General features: G+C 70.8%; 17 protein-coding genes and 1 pseudogene. 9 read left to right on the top strand and 9 right to left on the bottom strand.

Translation table 11 applies throughout. The features are described from left to right. Nucleotides 1–14 precede the first annotated feature (14 nt). From ACIO92_RS04405 to ACIO92_RS04390, 4 genes are read right to left on the bottom strand one after another with little or no spacing between them, the layout of a single operon-like run. Entirely contained in the window at nucleotides 15–368 is a 354-nt protein-coding gene (locus tag ACIO92_RS04405; RefSeq protein ID WP_366445040.1) for a phosphopantetheine-binding protein, read from the bottom strand. After that, nucleotides 365–3,418 carry a condensation domain-containing protein gene (locus tag ACIO92_RS04400; RefSeq protein WP_366445042.1) on the bottom strand — a complete coding sequence of 1,018 codons (3,054 nt, stop codon included), beginning with the start codon at nucleotides 3,416–3,418 and terminating at the stop codon, nucleotides 365–367. Before ACIO92_RS04400 ends, ACIO92_RS04405 begins: the two co-directional genes overlap by 4 nt. After that, a complete protein-coding gene (locus ACIO92_RS04395; RefSeq protein WP_366445043.1) occupies nucleotides 3,415–5,265 on the bottom strand; it encodes a non-ribosomal peptide synthetase in 1,851 nt (616 codons plus the stop codon). Before ACIO92_RS04395 ends, ACIO92_RS04400 begins: the two co-directional genes overlap by 4 nt. Before the next feature lie 50 nt (nucleotides 5,266–5,315). Further along, nucleotides 5,316–5,546 (bottom strand): hypothetical protein, encoded by a 231-nt coding sequence (locus ACIO92_RS04390; RefSeq protein WP_366445044.1) that lies wholly within the window; start codon nucleotides 5,544–5,546, stop codon nucleotides 5,316–5,318. A 273-nt stretch (nucleotides 5,547–5,819) separates the two neighbouring features. Between ACIO92_RS04390 and ACIO92_RS04385 the strand changes: the two genes are divergently transcribed. Further along, a complete protein-coding gene (locus ACIO92_RS04385) occupies nucleotides 5,820–6,365 on the top strand; it encodes a GNAT family protein (protein WP_366445045.1) in 546 nt (181 codons plus the stop codon). Nucleotides 6,366–6,620: 255 nt separating this feature from the next. Here the strand turns inward: ACIO92_RS04385 and ACIO92_RS04380 are convergent, their stop codons facing one another. From ACIO92_RS04380 to ACIO92_RS04370, 3 genes are all read right to left on the bottom strand, one after another. Then, nucleotides 6,621–7,151 (bottom strand): SMI1/KNR4 family protein, encoded by a 531-nt coding sequence (locus tag ACIO92_RS04380; RefSeq protein WP_401242115.1) that lies wholly within the window; start codon nucleotides 7,149–7,151, stop codon nucleotides 6,621–6,623. Between the two features lie 708 nt (nucleotides 7,152–7,859). Beyond that, nucleotides 7,860–9,134: an alpha/beta hydrolase gene (locus ACIO92_RS04375; RefSeq protein WP_402280850.1), complete on the bottom strand. Its 1,275-nt coding sequence runs from the start codon at nucleotides 9,132–9,134 to the stop codon at nucleotides 7,860–7,862. A gap of 112 nt (nucleotides 9,135–9,246) precedes the next feature. Then, nucleotides 9,247–10,704, bottom strand: coding sequence for a sulfatase-like hydrolase/transferase (locus ACIO92_RS04370; RefSeq protein WP_366445047.1), 1,458 nt, complete (start codon nucleotides 10,702–10,704; stop codon nucleotides 9,247–9,249). Nucleotides 10,705–11,202: 498 nt separating this feature from the next. Here ACIO92_RS04370 and ACIO92_RS04365 point away from each other — a divergent pair, with 498 nt between their 5' ends. From ACIO92_RS04365 to ACIO92_RS04350, 4 genes are read left to right on the top strand one after another with little or no spacing between them, the layout of a single operon-like run. Next, nucleotides 11,203–13,422 carry an MMPL family transporter gene (locus tag ACIO92_RS04365; protein ID WP_402280852.1) on the top strand — a complete coding sequence of 740 codons (2,220 nt, stop codon included), beginning with the start codon at nucleotides 11,203–11,205 and terminating at the stop codon, nucleotides 13,420–13,422. A 27-nt stretch (nucleotides 13,423–13,449) separates the two neighbouring features. After that, a complete protein-coding gene (locus ACIO92_RS04360; RefSeq protein ID WP_402280853.1) occupies nucleotides 13,450–14,979 on the top strand; it encodes a streptophobe family protein in 1,530 nt (509 codons plus the stop codon). Between the two features lie 31 nt (nucleotides 14,980–15,010). Next, nucleotides 15,011–15,745: a response regulator transcription factor gene (locus ACIO92_RS04355; RefSeq protein ID WP_401242103.1), complete on the top strand. Its 735-nt coding sequence runs from the start codon at nucleotides 15,011–15,013 to the stop codon at nucleotides 15,743–15,745. 35 nt (nucleotides 15,746–15,780) lie between these two features. Further along, nucleotides 15,781–17,301, top strand: a complete 1,521-nt coding sequence (locus tag ACIO92_RS04350) for a HAMP domain-containing sensor histidine kinase (RefSeq protein WP_366445051.1) — start codon at nucleotides 15,781–15,783, stop codon at nucleotides 17,299–17,301. Nucleotides 17,302–17,318: 17 nt separating this feature from the next. Here the strand turns inward: ACIO92_RS04350 and ACIO92_RS04345 are convergent. Beyond that, nucleotides 17,319–17,504 (bottom strand): annotated as a pseudogene (locus ACIO92_RS04345) (CorA family divalent cation transporter); the annotation flags it as partial. A gap of 383 nt (nucleotides 17,505–17,887) precedes the next feature. Between ACIO92_RS04345 and ACIO92_RS04340 the strand changes: the two are divergent. Further along, entirely contained in the window at nucleotides 17,888–18,973 is a 1,086-nt protein-coding gene (locus ACIO92_RS04340; protein ID WP_402280856.1) for a hypothetical protein, read from the top strand. 84 nt (nucleotides 18,974–19,057) lie between these two features. Here ACIO92_RS04340 and ACIO92_RS04335 read toward each other — a convergent pair whose 3' ends face one another. Beyond that, a complete protein-coding gene (locus tag ACIO92_RS04335) occupies nucleotides 19,058–19,510 on the bottom strand; it encodes a very short patch repair endonuclease (protein WP_402596688.1) in 453 nt (150 codons plus the stop codon). A 256-nt stretch (nucleotides 19,511–19,766) separates the two neighbouring features. Between ACIO92_RS04335 and ACIO92_RS04330 the strand changes: the two genes are divergently transcribed. The 3 genes from ACIO92_RS04330 (at nucleotide 19,767) to ACIO92_RS04320 (ending at nucleotide 21,264) form a co-directional block, all read left to right on the top strand. Next, a complete protein-coding gene (locus tag ACIO92_RS04330; protein WP_402280859.1) occupies nucleotides 19,767–20,459 on the top strand; it encodes a GNAT family N-acetyltransferase in 693 nt (230 codons plus the stop codon). A gap of 17 nt (nucleotides 20,460–20,476) precedes the next feature. Further along, on the top strand, nucleotides 20,477–20,698 hold the full coding sequence (locus ACIO92_RS04325) for a hypothetical protein (RefSeq protein WP_402280861.1): 222 nt from the start codon (nucleotides 20,477–20,479) through the stop codon (nucleotides 20,696–20,698). Nucleotides 20,699–20,931: 233 nt separating this feature from the next. Continuing rightward, on the top strand, nucleotides 20,932–21,264 hold the full coding sequence (locus ACIO92_RS04320) for a DUF4288 domain-containing protein (RefSeq protein ID WP_366445879.1): 333 nt from the start codon (nucleotides 20,932–20,934) through the stop codon (nucleotides 21,262–21,264). The last annotated feature ends 120 nt before the right edge of the window (nucleotides 21,265–21,384 follow it).

The raw sequence follows: 21,384 nt of genomic DNA, 5'->3' as shown, positions 1-21,384 counted from the left end.
CCGGGTTCCCTCGCTCACTCGGAGACGTTCTGGTCGCGGCGCGCGCGGCCGAGCAGACCGGCGCGGTTGCGCGCGCCCAGGTCGGTCAGCCGCTCCTCGGCGCCGGAGGTGTCGGCCAGCAGGGCCACCTGGGCCTTGACGGTGCTGTGCTGGAACAGGTCGGAGACCTTCAGGGTCCGCTCCGTCAGCGGTTCCAGCTCCTCCCACAGCATGATGAGCAGCAGGGAACTGCCACCTGCTTCAAGGAAGTTGACGCCTTCGGGCACCTGCTCGGCGCTGTCCAGATCGAGTACGTCGGCCCAGGCGCGCCGGACCCGGTCGAGCAGGTCGGCCTCGCTGAGCGGGGTCGTGGCCACGGTGTTGTTCACGAGATGCTCCTGGTGAAGGGGTGGGAGTCGGGGGCGGCGGCGAGGTCTTCGGCGGCGGCGACCACGTCGCTGAGGAGCGTCTCGGCCGTGTCCCGGGTGAAGAGGTTGACGGCGTACGCCAGGCAGAGGTCCAGCTGGTCCTCCGCTGCCTCGGTGGCGACGAGTTCGAGCTCGTACTTGATGTGCAGCGGTTCCAGTGGAAGGAACCGGGCTCCGATGCCGTCGGCGAGGGCGGCCGGTCCGGTGTCGCCGCTCTGGGCGCTGAGGAACACCGGGGTGAGGGCGGGCCGGCTGAGGTCGCGGTCGCTGTGCAGCTCGTTGGCGAGGACGTCCAGGGCCACGTCGGCGTGCTGGTAGGAGACCGAGCAGCTCTCCCTGACGCGGCCGAGGAGCTCGCGCCAGGTGGGCTCGCCGCGCAGATCGATCCGGAGGATCAGGGTGTTCACGAACATCCCGATCGCCTCGGTCGCGGACGGCTCCTCGCGGCCCGCCCACGGGAAGGCGAAGAGGAAGTCACGCTGGCTGCCGCGCCGGGCCAGGGCCACGGCGAGCAGCGCCGCCGTGGTCATGAAGAGCGTGCAGCCGTTGACCTCGGCGGCGACGGCGCGCAGCCGGGCGACGGTCTTCTCGGGCAGCCGGGCGGTCAGCAAGGCCGCTTCGGTGGACTGGAGCTCGGATCGCGGCCAGTCGTGAGGCAGTGCGATGTCGTTCGGGGCGCCGTCCAGGTGTCCGAGGAGCGCGGCGGCCCGCTCCCGCTCCTGCGCCGGAGTGGCCGGGGCGGCCGGTCCGAGGTGGGCCGGATGCGTCGGTTCGGCGAGCACGGGAGCGGCGCCGTCGGAGAGGGCGCGGTAGGCCGTGCCGATCTCCGCGAGCAGCAGGTCGCGTGACCAGCCGTCGGCGACGATGTGGTGGACGACCAGGGCGAGCACGGTCCGTTCGGGGCCGAACCCGAGGATCTCGGCACGGGCGGGCGCCTCTTGCGCGAGGTCCATCGGTGCCCAGCACAACTGGGAGAGTCTTACGCGCAGTTGGTCGGGATGCCAGTTCGCGGCATCGATGACCTCGACCGGCGCCGGGGCGACCGTGGTGCGGTAGCAGACGTGGCGCCTGCGCCGGTCGAGACAGAACACCGAGGACAGCGCGGGGTGGCGGCCGAGGACCAGGTCCACGGCCCGGCGCAGGACGTCGTGGTCGACGGCTCCGGTGTACTCGACGAGGGTGGGGATCAGATAGGCGGAGCGCAGCGACGGCAGCCGGTCGAGGAACCAGAAGCGCTGCTGCACCGGCGAGGCCTGGTGGAGCTCGGTGTCCACGCCCGTGAGCACCGTGGCGGGCCGCTCGGCGGGCTCGGGCGCGGCCCCGGCGGCCCGCGCCTCGGTGAGGAGACGGGCGAGACCGGCGACCGTGGGCCGCGGGAGGAAGTCCCTTGGCGAGACGGCGAGTCCGTGCCTGCGCTTGGCCTCGGCGAGCATACTGACCGCGAGCAGCGAGTGCCCGCCGAGCGCGAAGAAGTCGGTGTCGGCGGTGAGCGTCGCCGCCGCGGGCGCGGGCGCGAGCCCGCCGCGCTGGGCGAGCGCGGTGACGAAGAGCTCGGCAGCCTCGGCCTCCGCTCCGCCGAGCGCGGCACCGGGCGGGGGCACGTCGGCCGCTCGGCCCTCGGCCGGGACGGCCGTCCGGACGACCGGTTCGGGCGGCGGAGACAGTTCGTCGGCCCGTGGCTGGCCCGGCAGTTCCGGCAGCGCGTCCAGCGGCGCGTCAGGATCCGCGACCGCCGCGTCGAGCAGCGCGGCCACGCCCTCGGCGAGGGCCCGCGCGGAGGAACGACGGTACAGCTCGGAGTCGTACTCGACGGTGACGGCCAGACCCGCGGGCCCGTCCTCCAGGATCAGAAGCAGATCGAACTTGGCGGTGCCGGTCCCCAGGACGGCGGGCGCGGTCCAGCCACTGCGGCCGGACCGGGGCGAGGGCGCGTTCTGGTACACGAACCCGACCTCGACCAGCGGCCGACGGCCCGCCCCCTGCGCGGCTGCCACGGCCGCGGTGAGCCGGTCGAACGGCACCCGCTGGTGCGACAGCGAACGGAACGCCTCCTTGCGGGTGGCCTTGCACAGCCCGCGGAAGGAGTCCGCCGGATCGATCCGGCAGCGCAGCGGCGTGTTGTTGACGAAGAAGCCGACGGCCTCCTCGAGGCCCGGGTGGTCCCGATTCGCCGTCATCGTGCCGAGCAGGAACTCGCCACGCCCCGACCAGCGCCCCAGGACCGCCTGGACGGCCGCGGTGAGCACCACGTACGGCGTGACGCGCAGCGCGCGGGCGAACTCCTCGACCCGGCCGCGGACCTGCGGCGGGACGGTGACGGTGAGCTGCTCGCCGGGCCGTGTGCCGTCCGGCCCGGCCTGCCGGTCGGCCCGCCCGGCCAGCCGGAGGCCGGGAGCGACCCCGAGCACCTCGGCGACGCGCTCGTCCAGCGCCCGCACGGTCACCGCGTCGTGCTCGGCCGCGCGTTCGAGCGCGGCGAAGTCGGCGTAACGGGTGGGCAGCGCGGGCAGCTCCGCCGGACCTCCGGCGGCCACCGCCTCGTAGGCGTCGGCCAGATCGTCGAAGAGAGGAGCCAACGACCAGCCGTCCACAGCGATGTGATGGATGGTCAACAGCACGGCGTCGCCCTCGGGCAGGCCCTGCCACAGCGTGCACCGCACCAGCGGGCCGCTCGCCAGGTCGAAGGGCGCCCGGCCGCGTTCCCGCGCCTCCCGCTCGACACGGCTCGCCGCCTCCGGCTCACCGGTGAGGTCGACGACCTCGACCGGCACCGGCTCGGCCGGGCGCACCTCCTGCACCGGGCGGCCGTCGACGAGGCCGTAGACGGTGCGCAGCGGCTCGTGCCGCTCGGCGACCGCCGCCAGGGCGAGGGAGAGGACCTCGGGGTCGAGCGGCCCGGGGGCGCGGAAGAACAGCGGGACGTTGTACGTCGGGTTGCCCGGCGACGTGGCGTCGGCGAACCACAGGCGCTCCTGGGCGAAGGAGAGCGGTGAGGGCCGGTTTCCGGTCATGAGGCGCCCGCCAGGGAGGTCGAGGCCACATGTGCGGCCAGCTCGTCGAGGCTGTCGGTCAGCAGCACCGCACCGGCGTCGACCCGGACGCCGAGGCGCTCCCTCACCCGGACGGTCACCTGCATGGCGAGGATGGAGTTGCCGCCGAGGTCGATGAAGTTGGCGGTGGGCTCCACGGCCTCGGTGCCGAGCACCTCGCGCCAGATGTCCCGCAGTACGGCGAGAGCCGGGGCGTGGCCGGGCGCGGCGTCGGGCCCGGTGCCGCTGGAGACGGCGGGCGCCGGTCCCCCCGGCGGCGCGGCGGGTGCGTCGAGCAGCCGCAGCAGTTGCGTACGGTCGGCCTTGCCGGTCGAACCGAACGGGACCCGGTCGAGCACCAGCCAGCGCGACGGGAGCATGTAGCTCGGCAGGGTCTCGCCGAGGTGCCGGTGGAGCGCGGCGGGCAGCTCCGCACGGCCGATCCTCGCGTCGGCCTCGGGCGAGGGCAGCACGAAGCCGACGAGCGTGGCGGCGGCGCCGTCCCCGGTCTTCTCGACGAAGGCCGCGTCGGCGAGGCCGCCGGTCGTCGCGGCCCGCTCGATCTCCTCCAGCTCGATGCGGAAGCCGCGCAGCTTGACCTGCCGGTCGGTGCGGCCGAAGAGCTCGACGGCGCCGCTCGGGAGCAGGCGGCCGGTGTCTCCGGTGCGGTAGATCCGCGCACCGGTCGAGGGCAGCGTGACGAAACGATCCCTCGTCAGCTCGGGGCGGGCGAGATAGCCGAGCGCGACACCCGGCCCGCCCACGCACAGCTCACCGGTCTCACCGACCGGCACGTCGTTCAGGTCCGCGTCCAGGAGATGGAGGGAGGTCTCCTGGAGCGCGAAGCCGACCGGCACCCGGTCGAGCCCCGCGAGGCTCGCCCCGGTGCAGTCGAAGTACGCCGCGAAGGTGGTCGTCTCGGTCGGGCCGTAGCCGTTGACCAGCCGCCCCGGCGGTCGCGCCGCCAGCACCCTGCGCACCGCGCCCAGCTCCAGCTGCTCACCGCCGACCACGACGGTGCCCACGGTGGAGAAGGCGTCCGCGCTCTCGCGCGCCACCGTGTGGAAGAGCGAGGTGGTGAGGAACATGGCGTCGATCCGCTCGGCGCGGATCAGCGCGGTCCACTCGTCCATGGCCAGCTCGGTCACGGACGGGAAGACCACGACCGTCGCGCCGCCGCAGAGCGCGTTCCACACCTCGAAGGTGGTCGCGTCGAAGGCCGGATTGGCGGAACTGGCCAACCGGTCGCCCGGCTCGACCGTGCAGAACAGCGCGTTGAGGGCGAGCCGCAGCACGGCCCGGTGCGGAACGACGACACCCTTGGGGCGGCCGGTCGAACCCGAGGTGAAGTTGACGTAGGCCGGGTCGTCGGCGTCGCCCGTCGGCGCGGGCACCGGCAGACCGGGGTCGTGCTCGGGCGGGTCGAGCGGCTCTACGCCCTCGGGAAGCCAGGACGACAGCCCGGACCAGCGGCCCGTGTCGGCCTGCCGGGCCTTCGGCGCGCGGACGATCACCCGGGAGCCGGACTCGCGGACGATGTCGGCGAGCCGCCCGGTGGGGGCGAGGGCGTCGAGCGGGAGGTAGGCGGCGCCGCAGCGCAGGATGCCGAGGAAGGTGACGATCAGGTCGACCGAGCGGTCCTGCGCGACCGGTACGAGATCGCCCCGGCCGACCCCCCGGCTCGCCAGCTCGGCGGCCAGCCAGCCGGAGCGCCGCCACAGCTCCCGGTACGAGAGTGCCCGGCCGCCCGCCGGTTCGCGTACCGCGCAGACGTCGGGCGCCCGCTCGACCCACTGAGCCACGACGTGGTGCACGCCGACTGCCGTCATTTCCTGCCTCTCCGCTGAAATCGAAAGAACTGCGCGTCGAACGGACGGGATCATCCCCAGCCGTGGTCCTCGGTTCCGCCGGCGAGGGCGAGAAGGCCGTCCTTCGCCGCGGGCTCGACGCCGATGAACCGGCCCCAGCCGTGGTCCGCCACGTTCCGGCTGGTCGTCTCGGCCAGGGAACCGGCACCCGCCAGGAGATCACCCGAGACAGCCGGAGCGGTCGCGAGGAAAATGGCCGAGAAGGCCAATCCCGTGGACTTGACGAACCGGTGGGTACGCATCGTTCTCCGTTTCAGTAGACGGCCTTCGAAGCTTTTCGGCCGCGTTTGCTTTCCGACGTCCACATCGTGTGATGAGCGAGGAGCGCGGATCAATGAACCGCGAGCGCATACCTGTGCGGCGCATCATCATGCGGACCGGTGAAACGGGCATCCCGGACTGCCCAGGTGAGCGGGGTCATCGGCGCTCACCTATGGTGGGCAGAGTTCATCCGAGGGGCGGGCGTGCGTCATCTGCCCGTCGTGGCAACCGGATCCGACTCGAGGGAGGCTCGTGTGACGCTCTTCGGCCACGACCTGACAGACTGCGCCCGACTGCGCCCACTGGAGCCGTGGCAGGCGGGAGAATTCGCCGAGTACGTCGACCGGGTACGGCCGCATCTCGCGCCGTGGCTGCCCTGGGCGCACTTCGTCGTGGACACGGACTCGGCCCGCGAGTTTCTCCAGCGGTACGCGGACACCCAGAGTCAGGACGGCGGCCGGATCTTCGGCATCTGGGTCGACGGCAGAATGGAGGGCGGGGCGCTTTTCCGTATTTTCGACGTGCCGACCGGCGTGTGCGAAATGGGCGTCTGGCTCTCCCCTGACGTCCAGGGAAAAGGCCTCGTCACACGCGCCGCCGGGTATCTCACCGACTGGGCACTGCGGGTGCGCGGAATGCACCGGGTGGAATGGCGGGTGACTCCGGCGAACGAGCGGAGCATTGCCGTAGCGAAGCGCCTCGGAATGCGGTACGAGGGCACGCTGCGTGAGGTTTTCGCATTCGGCGGAGTGCGGCAGGACCTGGAGGTCTGGGCGCTGCTCGCGAGCGACCGCGCCTGAACGACGCCGCAGGGCAACCCGGTTCGCACCTTCCCCCTCATGCGCGGGGCACGGAGGGCTGATCCGGCGCGGGTGCGGCTGGCGGCAGTCGAGCAACTGCTTGAGCTGGTACGTGCTGGTATGCGATCGGGGCGGGAACGGCCCCGGTGGCGGCAACGCCATCCGCTTCGGCCCCTTGAGGCCCGGCAGGACCACGATCCAGCCGGGCCTCTTCCCGCTGTCCCGGTCGGGCAGGTGAAGGGGCCGCCGTCCGGGTCAGCGGCAGAGCCCCATGAGGGTGTCGTCGAAGTCGGGGAACTCCTGGGCTGCCAGTTCGATCACGGCAGTGGCTGACCGGGGCCGGTGTGGTGCGAATCGTTCAGCGATGGCCTTCAGCTCCGGACGGGGGCGGGCGCTCCAGCCGGGCTCGTACGAGTTGACGGCTTCCCAGGGGCCGAAGCCGTCGGCCAGCAGCCACAGGAAGTCGCCCAGGTCGCGGGCGACGACACCGGTCTCTCCCTCGGACCCGAGGAAGACGACGGGCTGCTCGGCCAGGGGCCGGTCCGGGCGGATGAGCCAGATCGCCGCGTACCCGCCCGTGCCGTCCTGTCCGAACACGCGGAAGTCGCCTCCGTCCACTTCGCTGTTCCCGGTCCACGCCCGGAACCAGTCGGTGGTCTCGGCAGCGGACAGGAAGGCCGGGAAGGGCTCGAAGTCGACCCCGGTCCTCCCGTCGGCGTAGTCGAATCGAACGGCCATCGCGGTGGCCAGCGCGGCGGGGAACTGGAGGTCATCGGTGGGCTTCACGGGGACAGGCTAGCCAGCGCCCCGAACCGGCTCCTCGGAGACGTTCGATGCGGCGGACTCGACCAGTGACCGTTGCCCGCCGTCCACGACCGGTCGCGCTTCTTGAAGAGGACGTACGGGCTCGCGCACACCACGGCCATCGGCAGGATCGCGAAGGGGTGGCCGACCGCCCACCGGAGCTCCGGCACGGTCTCGAAGTTCGTGCCGTGGACGGTTCCCACGAGTGGGGGACAAACGGGATGGCCGCCCACGAGGAGATCTTCTTGAGGTCCTCGCCCTCGGCGTGCTGACCCGCACGGACCGTCGTGTGAGGCGTGCCGGCCTCGAAGTCCGACGACGCGGGAGGTGCCGTGGCTGTCGCCGCGCGCCCGCCGGGGACCACGGGACAGCCCTCGGGGAGAGCACGCAGCGGGCGGCGAGCCCTCCACGGCTGCGTCGGGCGGGAGTCGCGGGTTGACGCCGCGGGTAACGTCCCGGTCGGACGTACCGATCCTCGTGCCGCCCTTGCCGTAGGCGGCCTGGTCGGCGTCGTCGGTGCGGTGCCCGCGTTCAGGAGCCCTTCGCGCCACCCGGCCCGGACGCCGAGGGTCCGATCGCGCACGGGCTCTCGCTGCCCGGCCCCGCTTCTTCCCGCAGTGCGGTACGGGAGCGGGATCGTGGCGGAGTGATCTGGCGTCGGCCCGTTGTGCGAGCTGCCTGGGCACGCCCTCAGGTGTGCTGTGCGAGGAACGCCGCGAGCTCCTCGGCGTAGACGCCGGGGTCGGCGTTCCAGGCGCCGGTGTGGGTCGCCCCTTCCACGGTGACGAGTCTGACCTTGTCGGGCCAGTCATGGGCGAACGCGGCGCTGGTGGCGTACGGCACCACGGTGTCACCGGTGCCGTGGAAGAGGAGGACGGGCTGCTTGGGGCCGCCGGTGCGCCGATTGGCGGCCAGGGCGTCGACGTCGTCGAGGTCGACGTCGGCGCGCAGGCCCACGATCCCCGCTTGGAGGGCGGCGACGGGTGCGGGGAGTCCGAGGCCGGTGACGATGGTGTCGAGGGTCGCGCGGTAGTCGAGGGCGGGCGAGTCGAGGACGACGGCGCGCACGGCGCTGGTGTCGGCGGCGCGTTGGAGGTAGGTCTCGACGATGCCTCCGCCCATGGAGTGGCCGAGCAGGACGACGCCGGTGGCTCCGTGGTCGCGGGCGTAGCGGACGGCGGCGTCGAGGTCGCGCCATTCGGTGTCGCCGAAGTGCCGGGTGTTGCCGCTGTCCCGGGGCGCGCCGGGGTCGTTGCGGTAGGTGATGCCGAGGACGGGGTGGCCCAGGTCGTGCAGTTGGGGCATGGTGCGCAGTCCCGCGGCGCGTCCGGCGCCGAGGCCGTGGACCTGGATGACCCATGTGGTGCCGGTGCCGGGGAGGAACCAGGCGGGCATCGGGCCGAGTTCGCCGGGATAGGTGACGTCCTGGTGATCGAGGCCGAGGGCTCGCCCAGGGTCGGAGTTCCACACGGTGACGATGACCTTCGCCTTGGCGCCGGGGGCGGGCGGGATGTCGGCGGTGAGTTCGCGGGTGACGGTGTCGTCGTCGGAGACGAGGACGGGGCCGAGGGTGCCGTGGTGGCGCCGGTCGGTCTCCTCGTCATGCCAGACCAGGCCGTACGTGCCGGTGGCGCGGCTCTCGGTGGTGGCGGGCAGGGTCACCGTTCCCGGTGCGGAGGCGACGACCCGGGTGTTCAGCGGGGTGTCGTCCATGGGGTGGACGAGCCTGCCCGCGGCCAGCCAGAGCAGCCCTGCGGCGGCACCGAGGACGAGGACGACGGTGCTCGCGAGGCCGACCAGCAGGCGTCGGCGGAGCCGGGAACGGCGGGTGCGGCGGCGGGCCGGGGGGGTCTCCGGGCGGGCCTCGGGCCCGGCCGCCCGGGAAGCCCCCGCTTCCCGGGCGGCGGCCTCGGGGGGAGCGGTCTCCGGTGCGGTGGGCTCGGGCGGTGTGTGGTCGTGGGACATCAGCGGTGGCTTTTTCCGATTCGTGGCTGCTTGAGGGGGCCGGGACTGGCGGTACGGGGGAAGCCGGGCGGCGGGCGGTCGAGCGACGCTCACGGCGCCCGGCGCCGTGTCCCTAGGCCGGATAGGGCAGCAGCCCCGCGTCGATCTTCTCCCAGGCGGCCCTGAGTTCGGCCACCAGCCGTGGTTCGTGTGCCGACCGGTCGGCACACTCCCGCTGGTCCTGCGCCAGGTCGTAGAGCGTGTCCTTGCCGTCCTTGTGGGGGAACCTGGCTCTGGCGGCGCGGTGGTACTTCCACTTGCCGCGGCGCAGGGCCCGTTCCCCGCGGGTGCGCCAGAAGAGGTCCCGCTCGGGTTCCCCCTCACCACGCAGCAGGTATCCGGTGAGGCTCACGCCGTCCAGTGGAGCGGCCCGGTCGGGGCGGGCTCCGGCGACGTCGAGGAAGGTGGCGGTCCAGTCCGGAGTGAACACGGGCACGTGGCTGACCTGGCGGCCGTCGACACGGGCGGGCCACCGCACGATGGTCGGCACCCTGATTCCGCCTTCGAGCAGCGCGTACTTGCCTCCGGTCAGCGGCCAGCTGTCGGAGTAACGCTCCCCTCCGTTGTCGCTGGAGAAGACGACGAGGGTGTCGCGTTCCTGCCCCGAGCGTTTGAGGGCTCGCATGACCTCGCCGACGGAGCGGTCGAGGCTCTCGACCATGTCGCGGTACTTGGCCAGGGACCCGCCGTCCAGATGAGCGAGGGCGAGTCGGGCCTGTTCGAGGGGTAGCCCGAGGACGAGCCTCTCCAGCCGCCCGGCCTCTTCGGTGTCGCCCTCGGCGATCCAGGGCCAGTGCGGGGTGGTGAAGTTGAGGTTGAGCAGCCACGGTTCGTCGTGGTCGCGTGCGATGAACTCGCTCGCCCGCTCGGTGAGGACCCGGGTGTAATGGCGCAGGTCCTCGTAGGGCGTCTCGCCCTCGTACAGGTCGTAGATCCTGTCGCTCGTGAGCTTCGAGTAGTACTCCAGGGCCCCGCCGAAGTTCCCGAAGAACTCGTCCCAGCCCGACCTGGTGGGGGAGTGGTCCGGCAGGAAGCCGCAGTGCCACTTGCCGATCATCGCCGTCGTGTACCCGGCCCGGCCCAGGAGCGAGGCCAGCGTGGGATGGGTGGGTTCGAGACCGACGGTGGACCGCTCGATGATCGGCTCCTCCAGCCCGGCCTCCGTACGCCCCGGATAGCGGCCGGTGTAGAGGCTGAGCCGGGTGGGCGAGCACGTCGAGGACGCCGCGTAGCCATCGGTGAACCGCACCCCCTGCGCGGCGAGTCGGTCGAGGTTCGGGGTCCTGATGTGCGGCGACCCGTAGCAGGCGAGATCGGCCCAACCGAGATCGTCGGCGAGTATGTGGAGGAGGTTCGGCCTCTCGGCCCTGCGGTCAGTGGCGGCTCGGAAGGGCCGTTCCCCGGGGGCCTCGGACGCGGCCGGCGCCGCATGGGCCCCCGGGGCGGGCAGGCCCACCACCGCGGCGGCGGCCCCTGCCCCGACCGCGCCGCCGAAGGCTCGTCGCGACAGGTTCTGTTCAGGCTTGGGCACAGTTCGCTCCTTGTGCCGGGCGGGACGCGGAATCGGCGCTGCCCGGGAGGTGGGGAAGACAGGGCGAGAGCATGAAGCGGTGAGGCAGCTCGACGGGGGTCCGGCCGTACGCCGTGGCCCCGCCCGTTCCTGAGAACTGCCGTCGCGGGTATCAGCTTGGCCGCCACGGCGATCCCGAGTTCATCTCCGGCGGTGCCTTTCTGGGTGTTCTCTGGGAATCCCCGAATCGCGTGAGGGCGGATATCGGGGCAATGCTGGTCTTTTCACGGCGACGGCGAGGCCCGATACCCAGGAAACTCCCAGGAACTCTCCGAAAGCTGCGAAGTCCGGTTGGGAGAGTGCGGGCACGCCGACGGACGACGGCACCGGCGGACGTCATGTTCGCCCTGCGGAACGTGACGTTCCGCCGAACACCTCTGCGCGGGTGCCGTGCGACTGCCCCGTCAAGGTCGTCCGCCGGCGGTCTCCCGTATGCCGATCCCCTCTCAGGAGTCCCACGTGGCAGCCCTTCTCCACCGACTGGGCCGGTTCGCTCACCGGCACCGCTCCCTCGTGGTCCTGGTGTGGATCTCACTGCTCACGCTGGGCGGTGCGGCCGCTGCCAGGGCGCCCGCGGCTGGACCCGCGTCCTTCGCCCTGCCCGGCACGGAGTCCCAGCGGGCCCACGACCTGATCGACGAGCGGTTCGCGGGGCAGCGTGCCGACGGCGCCACGGCACGGGTGGTCTTCAAAGCGCCGGAGGGCGGCAGGATCACCGACCCGGCCCTGCGGGACGTGGTCTCGGCCGCCGTCGACGCCATCGCCTCCGGGTCCGAAGTCGCCCAGGCGACCGACCCGTTCGAGGCCGGGACCGTCAGCGCCGACGAGTCGGCCGCGTACGCGCAGGTGACGTACGAGGTCTCCGGCACGGAACTCTCCGAGCGGTCCCGCCAGGCCCTCCGCGACACGATGGCGAAAGCCTCCCGTTCGGGTATGACGGTCGAGGCCGGAGGCGCGGTCCTCAAGGGAGAGCGGGGATCCCACGCCGCCGAGGCGGTCGGGCTCGCCGTCGCGGCCGTCGTCCTGCTGATCACCCTGGGATCGCTGACCGCCGCCGGGCTGCCGTTGATCACCGCGCTCATCGGCGTGGGCATCGGCGTGTGCTCCATCACCGCCCTGGCGTCGTTGTTCGGACTGGACTCCACCACGTCCGTGCTGGCCATGATGCTGGGCCTGGCCGTGGGCATCGACTACGCCTTGTTCATCGTGTCGCGCTACCGCGGTGAGCTGGCCGACGGGCGGTCGCCGGAGGACGCGGCCGGGCGGTCGCTCGGCACGGCGGGCTCGACGGTGGTCTTCGCCGGTCTGACCGTGGTGATCGCGCTCGCTGGCCTGGCCGTGGTCGGCATCCCGCCGCTCACGAAGATGGGCGTCGCGGCGGCGGGCACCGTGATCCTGGCCGTACTCGTCGCGCTGACCCTCGTCCCCGCGCTCCTGGGCGTGGCCGGCGGGCGTATCGAGGCACCGAGGACGCGGAACAGGCCGACGCACTCCGAGCCCGTGGACGACCCCCGCGCACCGCAGGCACCGAACACGGGCGGCCGCTGGGCGGCGTTCCTGATCCGTCGGCCGATCGCCGTGCTGGCGGTCGGTGTGGTCGCGCTGTGCGCGCTGGCCGTTCCGGCGGCGTCCCTGCGGCTGGGGCTGCCCGACGACGGCTCCCAGCCGGTGGCCAGTACGCAGCGCAAGGCGTACGACCTCATCTCGGAGCATTTCGGCCCCGGCTTCAACGGACCGCTCCTCGCCGTCGCCGACGCGCGGGGGAGCGGAGATCCGAAGCGGACCGTGGGCGAACTCGCCACGGCACTGAAGGGCGTCGAGGGAGTGGTCACCGTCGGCCCGCCCCGCTTCAACGCCGTCGGCGACACCGCCATGATCACCGTCATCCCCGCGTCACGCCCTGGAGCCGCCGAGACGGAGGCCGTCGTCCACGCCGTCCGTGAGGCGGGCGGCGACGTCATGGACGGCGACGGCGGCCGACTGATGGTGTCGGGCAGTACGGCGATGAACATCGACGTGTCGCAGAAGCTGAACGACGCCCTCCTGGCCTACCTCGTCGTCGTCGTCGGACTCGCCTTCCTCCTGCTCGTCATGGTCTTCCGCTCATTGGCCGTGCCGCTGAAGGCCGCCCTGGGATTCCTGCTCTCCGTCGCCGCCTCGCTGGGCGCTGTCGTCGCGGTCTTCCAGTGGGGCTGGTTCTCCTCGCTGCTGGGCGTCACCGAGCCGGGGCCCGTGATGTCGATGATGCCGGTCTTCATGGTCGGAATCGTCTTCGGCCTCGCCATGGACTACGAGGTGTTCCTCGTCACCCGCATCCGCGAGGCATACGTCAACGGGCGGACGGCCCATGAAGCGATCACCGCCGGATTCCGGCACAGCGCACGTGTGGTGACGGCCGCGGCCCTGATCATGATGGCCGTGTTCGCCGGATTCATGGGGGCGGACGAGCAGATGGTCAAGACCATCGGTTTCGGCCTCGCCGTCGCCGTGTTCATCGACGCCTTCATCGTACGGATGACCCTTGTTCCGGCCGTACTGGCACTCATGGGCGACAAGGCCTGGTGGCTTCCCCGCCGACTCGATTCCGTCCTGCCCCATCTGGATGTCGAAGGGGACCGCCTACGGGCCGAAGAGGGGCGCGGAGATTCCGTCGCACTCGCGCACGCCAGCCGTCCCTGACAGTCGAAAACGGAGAGGGAACTCCTTATGCCTATCCCGTCGGAAAAGAAAACATCGCGGGAATCTGCACCGAAAGGTCGGGGATCGGCCCCCCGCCACCTTCTGGAAGGCGCGGGTTCGGTGGTCGTCGCCGTCATGACGATGGCGCTCGTGGGATATCTGTCCCTGCTGATTCTGCACGCCGAATCGGTCGGCACGCCGACGCGGCTGGTGCCCCTCCTCCTGGCCATGGCGGTGGGCGGTTCACTGACGCTGTCGTCGGCGGGCGGCGGGCGGGCCGTGGCCGACGGAGCCACCGGCGGCGGGCCGGGCGGTCCCTTCGGAGGAGCAGGAGGAGCAGGAGGCGCGGGGGGCGTGCGCCTGGAGGTGACGGGCGGCCTGGACCTCATGCCGTTGTCGCTCACGCTCGTCGGCTCCGTGGTGCTCGCCACACTCTTCTTCCGGCCGCTCGGGCGACGGGCGCGGCCCACCGGGCCCGTGCTCGGCGCCCGCTTCGCGGGGGCTGCCCTCGCCGCGGTGACGCTGTTCGCCGCGATCGCCTCCCACGCGTCCGGAAAGCTGCGGTTGCCGGGGTCCGTCACCTCGAAGCTCGGCCAGGGCAAGGGCGGGGGCCGCCCCGGGGGACGTGGACTCGGTGAGGCGATGAAGGACGTCGGCGTCGGTGTCGACGCCGGAGCGGTCGCCGTACAGGGCCTTACCTGGGCGCTGGTCGTCCTGCTGATCGGCTGTGTCGCCGCTCGCCGGACCAGCCTGCCCCGTGGGCTCGCGATGTCCTCCCTCCGGCTCAGGTGGACACCGGCGGCCTCCGCGGTCGTCGGTGTCCACCTCGTGCTCGCCCTCGTTCCGCTGGTACCGGCCGCGGCCCTCGCCGCCGCGGCGCTGGGCGGTGGCGATCTGCCGGGCGGCGCCGGAAAGGCCGTCGGGGGGCTGCTGCTCCTGACCCCCAATCTGCTGACGATCCTCCTCACCGCGGGCCAGGGCTCCGCCTGGCAGGGAACCCTGGAGCGGAATCAGGGCGGCGGCGGTCTCGCGGACATGCTCGCGGGCCAGGCCGAGGCGCCCCCCGAGTCGGCTCCCCGCGGCAAGAACGTGATGGACGTCGCCGTCGCGGGGATTCCCCTGTGGATCGTCGGGCTCGCACTGCTGCTGTCCGCACTGTCCGTCTGCGGCTATGTGGCCACCGCCCGCACCCCCCGCCCCGCCCCGCGTGAGGCGGCGAACGCACTGCTCGGCTTCCATCTGCTGATCGCCGTGCGCATCGGTGTCGTCACGTCCCTGTGTACGGCCCTGGTGTCCTGGCTCACGACGGCTTCCGGCGGATTCGGCATCGTTGTCATGGGTATGCGGCTGGGGGGCGCCACGGCCGACCTGAGCGGGGACTGGCTCCTGGCCTGTCTGACCGGAAGTCTGCTCGGCGGCGCCGCAGGTTACGGTGGAAGCCACCTCTATCGCCTGCTGCGACCGGCCACGGCTCACGTCGCGCAGCAACGGCCCGGCCCGGGGCCGAGCCCGTCCACGCCGACGGAGCGCGCACCCGCGGCCGCCGAGCACCCGTGAACCCGCCACAAGGCGACCACTCCCGTCCAGGATGCCGACGATGACCACACCCTCCCCGACAACCGGCGGAAACCTGCTCGTCGTCGACGACGAGCAGACCGTCCGGGAACTGCTGCCGACCGCACTGCGCTACGCCGGGTTCACCGTGGACACGGCCGCCACCGGGGAAGAGGCCCTGGACAGGGCGGCGCAGCACCCACCGGACCTGGTCCTGCTCGACGTGATGCTCCCCGACATGGACGGATTCGAAGTGATCCGACGCCTCCGCGAGCAGCCGAACGCGGCGACGACCGGCCGACCGGGCCCCATTCCCGTCCTTTTCCTCACCGCCCGCGAAGCGACACGGGACAAGGTCAACGGACTTCTGCTCGGCGGAGACGATTACGTCACCAAGCCGTTCGACCTCGAAGAGCTGATCGCCCGCATACAGGCGATTCTGCGGAGGACCAAGGGACATCCCCGGTCGACCCTGAGGATGGCCGACCTCGAACTCGACCTCGACGGGCATCAGGCCATCCGAGGAGGTGTGCCCGTCCGCCTCTCGCCCACCGAATTCCGGCTGCTGCACTTCCTTCTCTCGAACCCCGGGAGCACGGTGTCCAAGTCGCAGATTCTCGAATACGTATGGCGATACGACTTCGGTGGCGATCCCAGCATCGTCGACACCTACATCAGTTATCTGCGGCGCAAGATCGAGAACGGTGGGCCGAAACTCATCCACACCGTGCACGGCATCGGATACGTGATGCGCGGCCCGCGCCCGTGAGGGTGTCCCTGGCCGCGTCGCGGATCGGGCGGACGGTGAACCGGTACTCCCTGCGCGCGCGTCTGCTGTTCCTGTCCGCGACGCTGCTCGCCGTCGGTCTGGTGACCAACGCGTTCCTCGTGAGCGGCGCGCTGAGCGGATACCTCATGGAGCAGGCCGACTCCCGTCTCAAGATCACCACGCAGATCTGTGCCCGGCTGCCCGCCGCCGTGCTGGCGGCCTCACCGGGATCCGGGCGACTTCCCCCGCAGTGGAGCCGGTTCAGCAACCCCGTGGTCTTCTACGCGGACGATCGGGGCACGGTCCTCACCCGGACACCACCATCGGAGACTCCGCCGGGAGGCGGGCCGGATCTCCCCACCCTCGACGCGCACGCCGTCGACGCGCGGAACGGAGATCCGTTCACCGTCGACTCCCGCAACGGGGAGGGGCGATGGCGGGTCATGGCCGTGCCCTACGTCCCGGGCGCCGACGCCCCGGCCGGTGACTCCCTTCGGCCCGACAACGTGATCGTGGCGGCGTCCCTCTCCCACGTCGACGACACGGTGAGCGAGATCCGTACGATCTCCGCCACCGTGGGCGGCGTCCTGCTCTGCCTCCTCACGGCGGTCGGCCGACTGGCCGTGCGCTCGAGCCTGCGCCCGCTGACCCGCATCGAGGAGACCGCGGCGGCGATCGCTCACGGTGACTTCTCCCGCCGTGTGCCGACGCTGGCCGGGCCGCGAACCGAGGCGGGCCGGCTCACCGCCTCGCTCAACGGGATGCTCGTCCAGATCGAGACGGCTTTCCAGGCCAGGGAGGAGGCAGAGGCACACATGCGTCGCTTCGTCGCCGACGCCAGTCACGAGATGCGCACCCCGCTGGTCGGCATCAAGGGATACACGGACCTCTACCGCATGGGCGCGCTGCCGAGCCGTGGAGACGTCGACGAGACGATGGGGCGCATCGCCCGGGAGTCCGAGCGCCTGGGCAGGCTCGTCGAGGACATGCTGCTGCTCGCGAGGCTCGACGAGAGTACGTACCTCACCCGGCCGGAGGCCGCCGCGCCGACCCCGTACCCCTTGGAACTCGCGCCCATGGACCTGCGCACGCTCGCCGTCGACGCGCTGCACGACATCCACGCCATGGATCCCGCCCGGCGCGTCACACTGACCGGCCCGGACGCCGGCAAGGCCACCTCGGCCCCCGCCCTGGCGGACGAGGCCCGACTGCGGCAGGTGGTCAGCAACCTGGTCGGAAACGCGGTCGACCACACTCCGCCCGGCAGCGGCATCCGGGTCGGCGTCGGTTCCCTGGACGGCCACGCGGTGATCGAGATCGAGGACACCGGCCCCGGTCTGACGGCCGACGAACAGGAACGGGTCTTCGAACGCTTCTACCGCGCCGACAACTCGCGCAGCCGGACGACGGGCGGGGGCTCCGGACTCGGCCTCGCCATCGTCCAGGCACTCGTCAGCGCGCACGGGGGCCGTGTCGAACTGCGGTCGGCGCCCGCTGAGGGGTGCTGTTTCCGGGTCCTGCTGCCTCGGCTGGACATCGACCCGCACGAGACGTGAGGCCGGCCGATCACCGTCTACAGCCAGTGCCGCCTCTTGAAGACGAAGTACGGACTCGCGCACACCACCGCCATCAGCAGGATCGCGAACGGATACCCGAAGGCCCAGTCCAGCTCCGGCATCGCGACGAGGTCCATGCCGGAGCTGGTTCCCACGAATGTGGGTGCAAAGAGGATGGCGGCCCACGAGGAGATCTTCTTGAAGTCGTCGCCTTCAGGCCACTGACCTGCGGGAACCGGCTGAAGCGGTGCTCTGACCTGTGTCGATCCACCTTTCCGGCTCTTTCGCCGTGCTGCCGACTCATGCAGCCGATCCTCCCCAGCCGCTCCCCAGCGGGGCTTCATCCTCCCCAGCTACTGCTGCTGGGGAGGACGGGGCGCCGCTGGCCAGAGCCTGATTCAAGCGTCGTGCAGAGCTACGCAACGTAGTGCGAGGGAGTCGGAGCGAGGGTGGCAGTCGCCTTCGTGGGGTGACGGCTTGACGAACCGATTCGATTCTCCCCCTCGTCTCCGATCCGTCTGCCAGGCTCGGACACGTGACGTACGTAGTGACCGTAGACATCTGCATCTCGGAGGGAACTCCGGAGATGGACCCGCTGCAGCGTGCCGGGGCCGTCGCGCTGATCGAGAGCGGCTTCGCCTCGGTCGACGGCATCGACGGGCCGGACGGCATGGAGGTCGACCTCCTCGACACGATCGTGGGCGTGTACCCAGGCGGTGCACTGCTCAAGGTGTTCGTCGACGCCGAGGCGCTCGAATTCGCGGAGGATGCCGTCCGGGACGTTGTGAGCGAAGTGCTTCGACGCTCCGAGCTGCTCGCGGATTGGAAGGTCGAGCGGTGCGAAGTCGAACTGCACCCGGAGCTCACCCAGGAGAGCCTCGCCGCCGCCGACGGCCCGGACGGCCCGCCGGACGACCCCGCGGCCCGCAAAGCCCGTCATGCCGAGCCGCCCGCAGCAGCCGAAGGGGGCGAGTACGACGCGCAAGCGAAGGCCGAGGAAGTGCGCGCCCGGATGCTCGTGCTGGCGGACGAGCTGCGTTCCTTTCCACCAGTGATGTTCGGTGTGCAGGACGACCCCGGGGAGGAGGACGGCGACGACTACGGCTTCGCAGTCGCGCCCGAGGACGCCACGCTGGCTGCCGGCGCACTGATCTACGCCACCGAGGTTTTGATCGACGAGCTGTTCGAGGACGTGCACACCCTGGAACAGGAGGACACCAACGTCGGAGAGTGCGACGGCCCGCTGTGGCACCTGGAGGACCTGCCGGAGAGGTACGTCCTCCAGTACGACACACGATTCGCCCGCCGCTTCCTGGTGACCGTGATCGCCATGACCACCCGCTTCACCAACGGCAGTTTTGACCAGCTGAGTTGCGTCGCAGAGGAACTTGCCCTGAGGCTGCTCTTGAGCCAGACGACCGTCACCCTGGAGTTGTTCGGTTTGCTCGACGACGGCGTCTCGAACGCTCTAGAAGTCTTCGCCGACAACGTCTACGAGGACATGGACCACGAGTGGCTGTACGACGGTTCGATGGACGGGATCGACGAGGGCGCGGTGGGCTCGGCCCTCGGCGTTGCTCCCATGGCGTTCGGCGCCTGGTTCACACCGTTCAACCCCGGTAGGCACGTGCACCCATCGGCCGCAGACGAACCGGACACGGCCGCAGTGTGATCCGCCCCGTTCCCTGATGCGACAGAAGCACGGCGGACGCGGAGGCATTGTTCGGACCGATCGAAGTGGCCCCACCAGGTCACGTCACTTGGCCATGCCCTGGCCCCCCAGACGTAGGGCCCGGGGATGGTCACGGGTCGCCAGTGCCGCAGTCACCCTGCCAACGGCGTCGTCCACGCCTTCGTGCTCCCAGATGCGCAGCGGCAGCCAGCCCAGGCGTACGAGGTGGGCGTCGGTCTCCTCGTCGCGGCGGACATTGCCTTCGAGTTTTTGGCGCCACCATTCGGAGTTGTGCTTCGGAGCGTGCAGATGCTTCTGGCACGCGTGCCAGAAGCATCCTTGGACGAAGACTGCGGTTCGCCATCTGGTGAAGGTGACGTCAGCGCGGCGGCGCGGCATCCCGGGGACGGGCAAGTTCACGCGGTAGCGGAAGCCCAAGGAATGAAGAGCACGTCGCAAGGCGAGTTCTGGAGCAGTGTCTCGGTTGCGTTGGGCCACCATCACCCTCCTGGCATTCGCGTCCCGCGGACTCGGCACGCCTCTGCGGCTGTCGTTGGTCTCCACTCCCGGACAACTAGTGGCTGCCGATTCGGTAACCGCCCCGCGGTCCGGCACGGTCTGCCCGCTGGATCTGTTCGACCGTCGCCACAGCAGTCAGTGACGTGCCCATGAGGAGCAATTCGCGCCGACCTAGCCGGATCTGACCAAACGGTGGCCCGGTGTCCTCGTGGTTCGACACTATGCGGTGGGGGCGTGATCGGCTGGACACGCAAGGAGGCTGAGGGGGAACAGGATGATCGAAGTTCTGCCGGTGACTGGAGAACAGCCGGACATGCTCGGCGCGGCCATCGCCCTGGGCAACAGGTACACCAAGGGGCTGGGGCTGCTGACGCCGCCCGCGTACCGGAAGTACGCCGACGATGGTGGGTTGCTGGTCGCGTTAGAAGGCGGCGAGCTCGTCGGCTACGCGCTCTTCGGGCTGCCCAAGCGCAGCCAGCACGTTCGTCTCGTGCACCTATGCGTGGCGGAGGGGCGTCGGGGCAAGGGGATCGCAAGCCGCTTGATCGCAGAGCTCCGCCGTCGCCAAGGACATCGGCTCGGCATTCGGGCCAGGTGCCGGCGGAACTACGGGCTCAGTGCCACGTGGAGCGGTCTCGGCTTCGTTCCGAAGGGTGAGGGCCTGGGACGAGGGGGTGACAAGGAGACCCTCGATACCTGGTGGCTGGACCACGGTCACGAGGATCTGTTCGCCGGAGCTCAGAGCGACGCCCTGCTGGTCGTGACCGCCGACCACACCGTCTTCTCCGGACTTCGCGGCGCGGGCGCTGAGAACGCGGTCGAGGAGTCGCGGGCTCTTGAGGCCGGGTGGCTCGCAGACCTGGTCGAACTCGCCTACACGCCACAGCTCCTCCTCCACGTGCAGGCGGTCGAAGATCGTGAGCAGCGGAACCACAGCGCGCCGGTCTGTCTAGGCTTCGTGTCCTGACGCCCGACGCCGCCGCAGTGGTCGCCCGCCAGCAGGAGCTGATCACGGCCGTGGGCAAGGAGCTGCCCGGTGTCGCGCTCGATGGCGACCTGCGCGCTCGTCTGCGGTACGTGGCCGAGACCTCCTGTGTCGGCCTGCAGGTGCTGGTGACCCGAGAGCCCGAGTTCGTGCGACTGGCCGACATCGCCTGGGCCGTCGCGCGCGTCAAGGTGGTCTCTCCGGCAGCGGTGACGCTTTAGGCGGACGAACTCCGCCTAAAGGGTGTTGCACAAGGCCGGAATGATCTCCAGAAGCCAGTATCCAGGCGGTCAACGGGACGGAAGAATCGCCGCATAAGCGGATAGTTGACCTTGTCACCGATGACATCATCCGAGCATGATCGCCGTTGTGCAACACCCTTTAGCGCCTGTTGCGAAAGTAGATCTTTCTTTGCGACGATCACGGTTTGGCGCGAGGGGATGACGAACCGGCAATGAAGCAAGAGCCGAAGGCGTGGTACAGCGCCAGAACTTTCTACAGGTGGCTGACCTGGGAAAATCGTTCCTACGAGGAGCGTGTCGTGCTGTTCCGGGCACGGTCCCTCGACGAGGCCATCGAACTGGCCGAGCGGGAGTCGGCCGAGTACGCCGAGGAGAGCGACCTCGAAGTCTTCGACATGGTGCAGGCGTACAGGATCTCCGACGGCGACGAGGAGGTGGTCGCAGGTACAGAGGTGTTCTCCCAACTGCATGCGCTCGACCTCCCGGCGGAGGAGTTTCTCAACCGCTACGACTCGGGACCAGCACACACTCAGATCAGTGAGTGATGTCGTTGACGGTGCTCGGCCCGGCAACAGGGCATGGTCGCCGCCGTTCGACTGCCCCACCTTTCGTCTTTGTCCTCTACGGCAGCGATCTGCCGGAGATGTGGACCATGGATCCCACCG

Source organism: Streptomyces sp. NPDC087215 (assembly GCF_044744885.1).
Taxonomy (GTDB): domain Bacteria; phylum Actinomycetota; class Actinomycetes; order Streptomycetales; family Streptomycetaceae; genus Streptomyces.
Note: the sequence above shows the minus strand (reverse complement) of the source record. Positions and strands in the feature narration are given on the sequence as shown.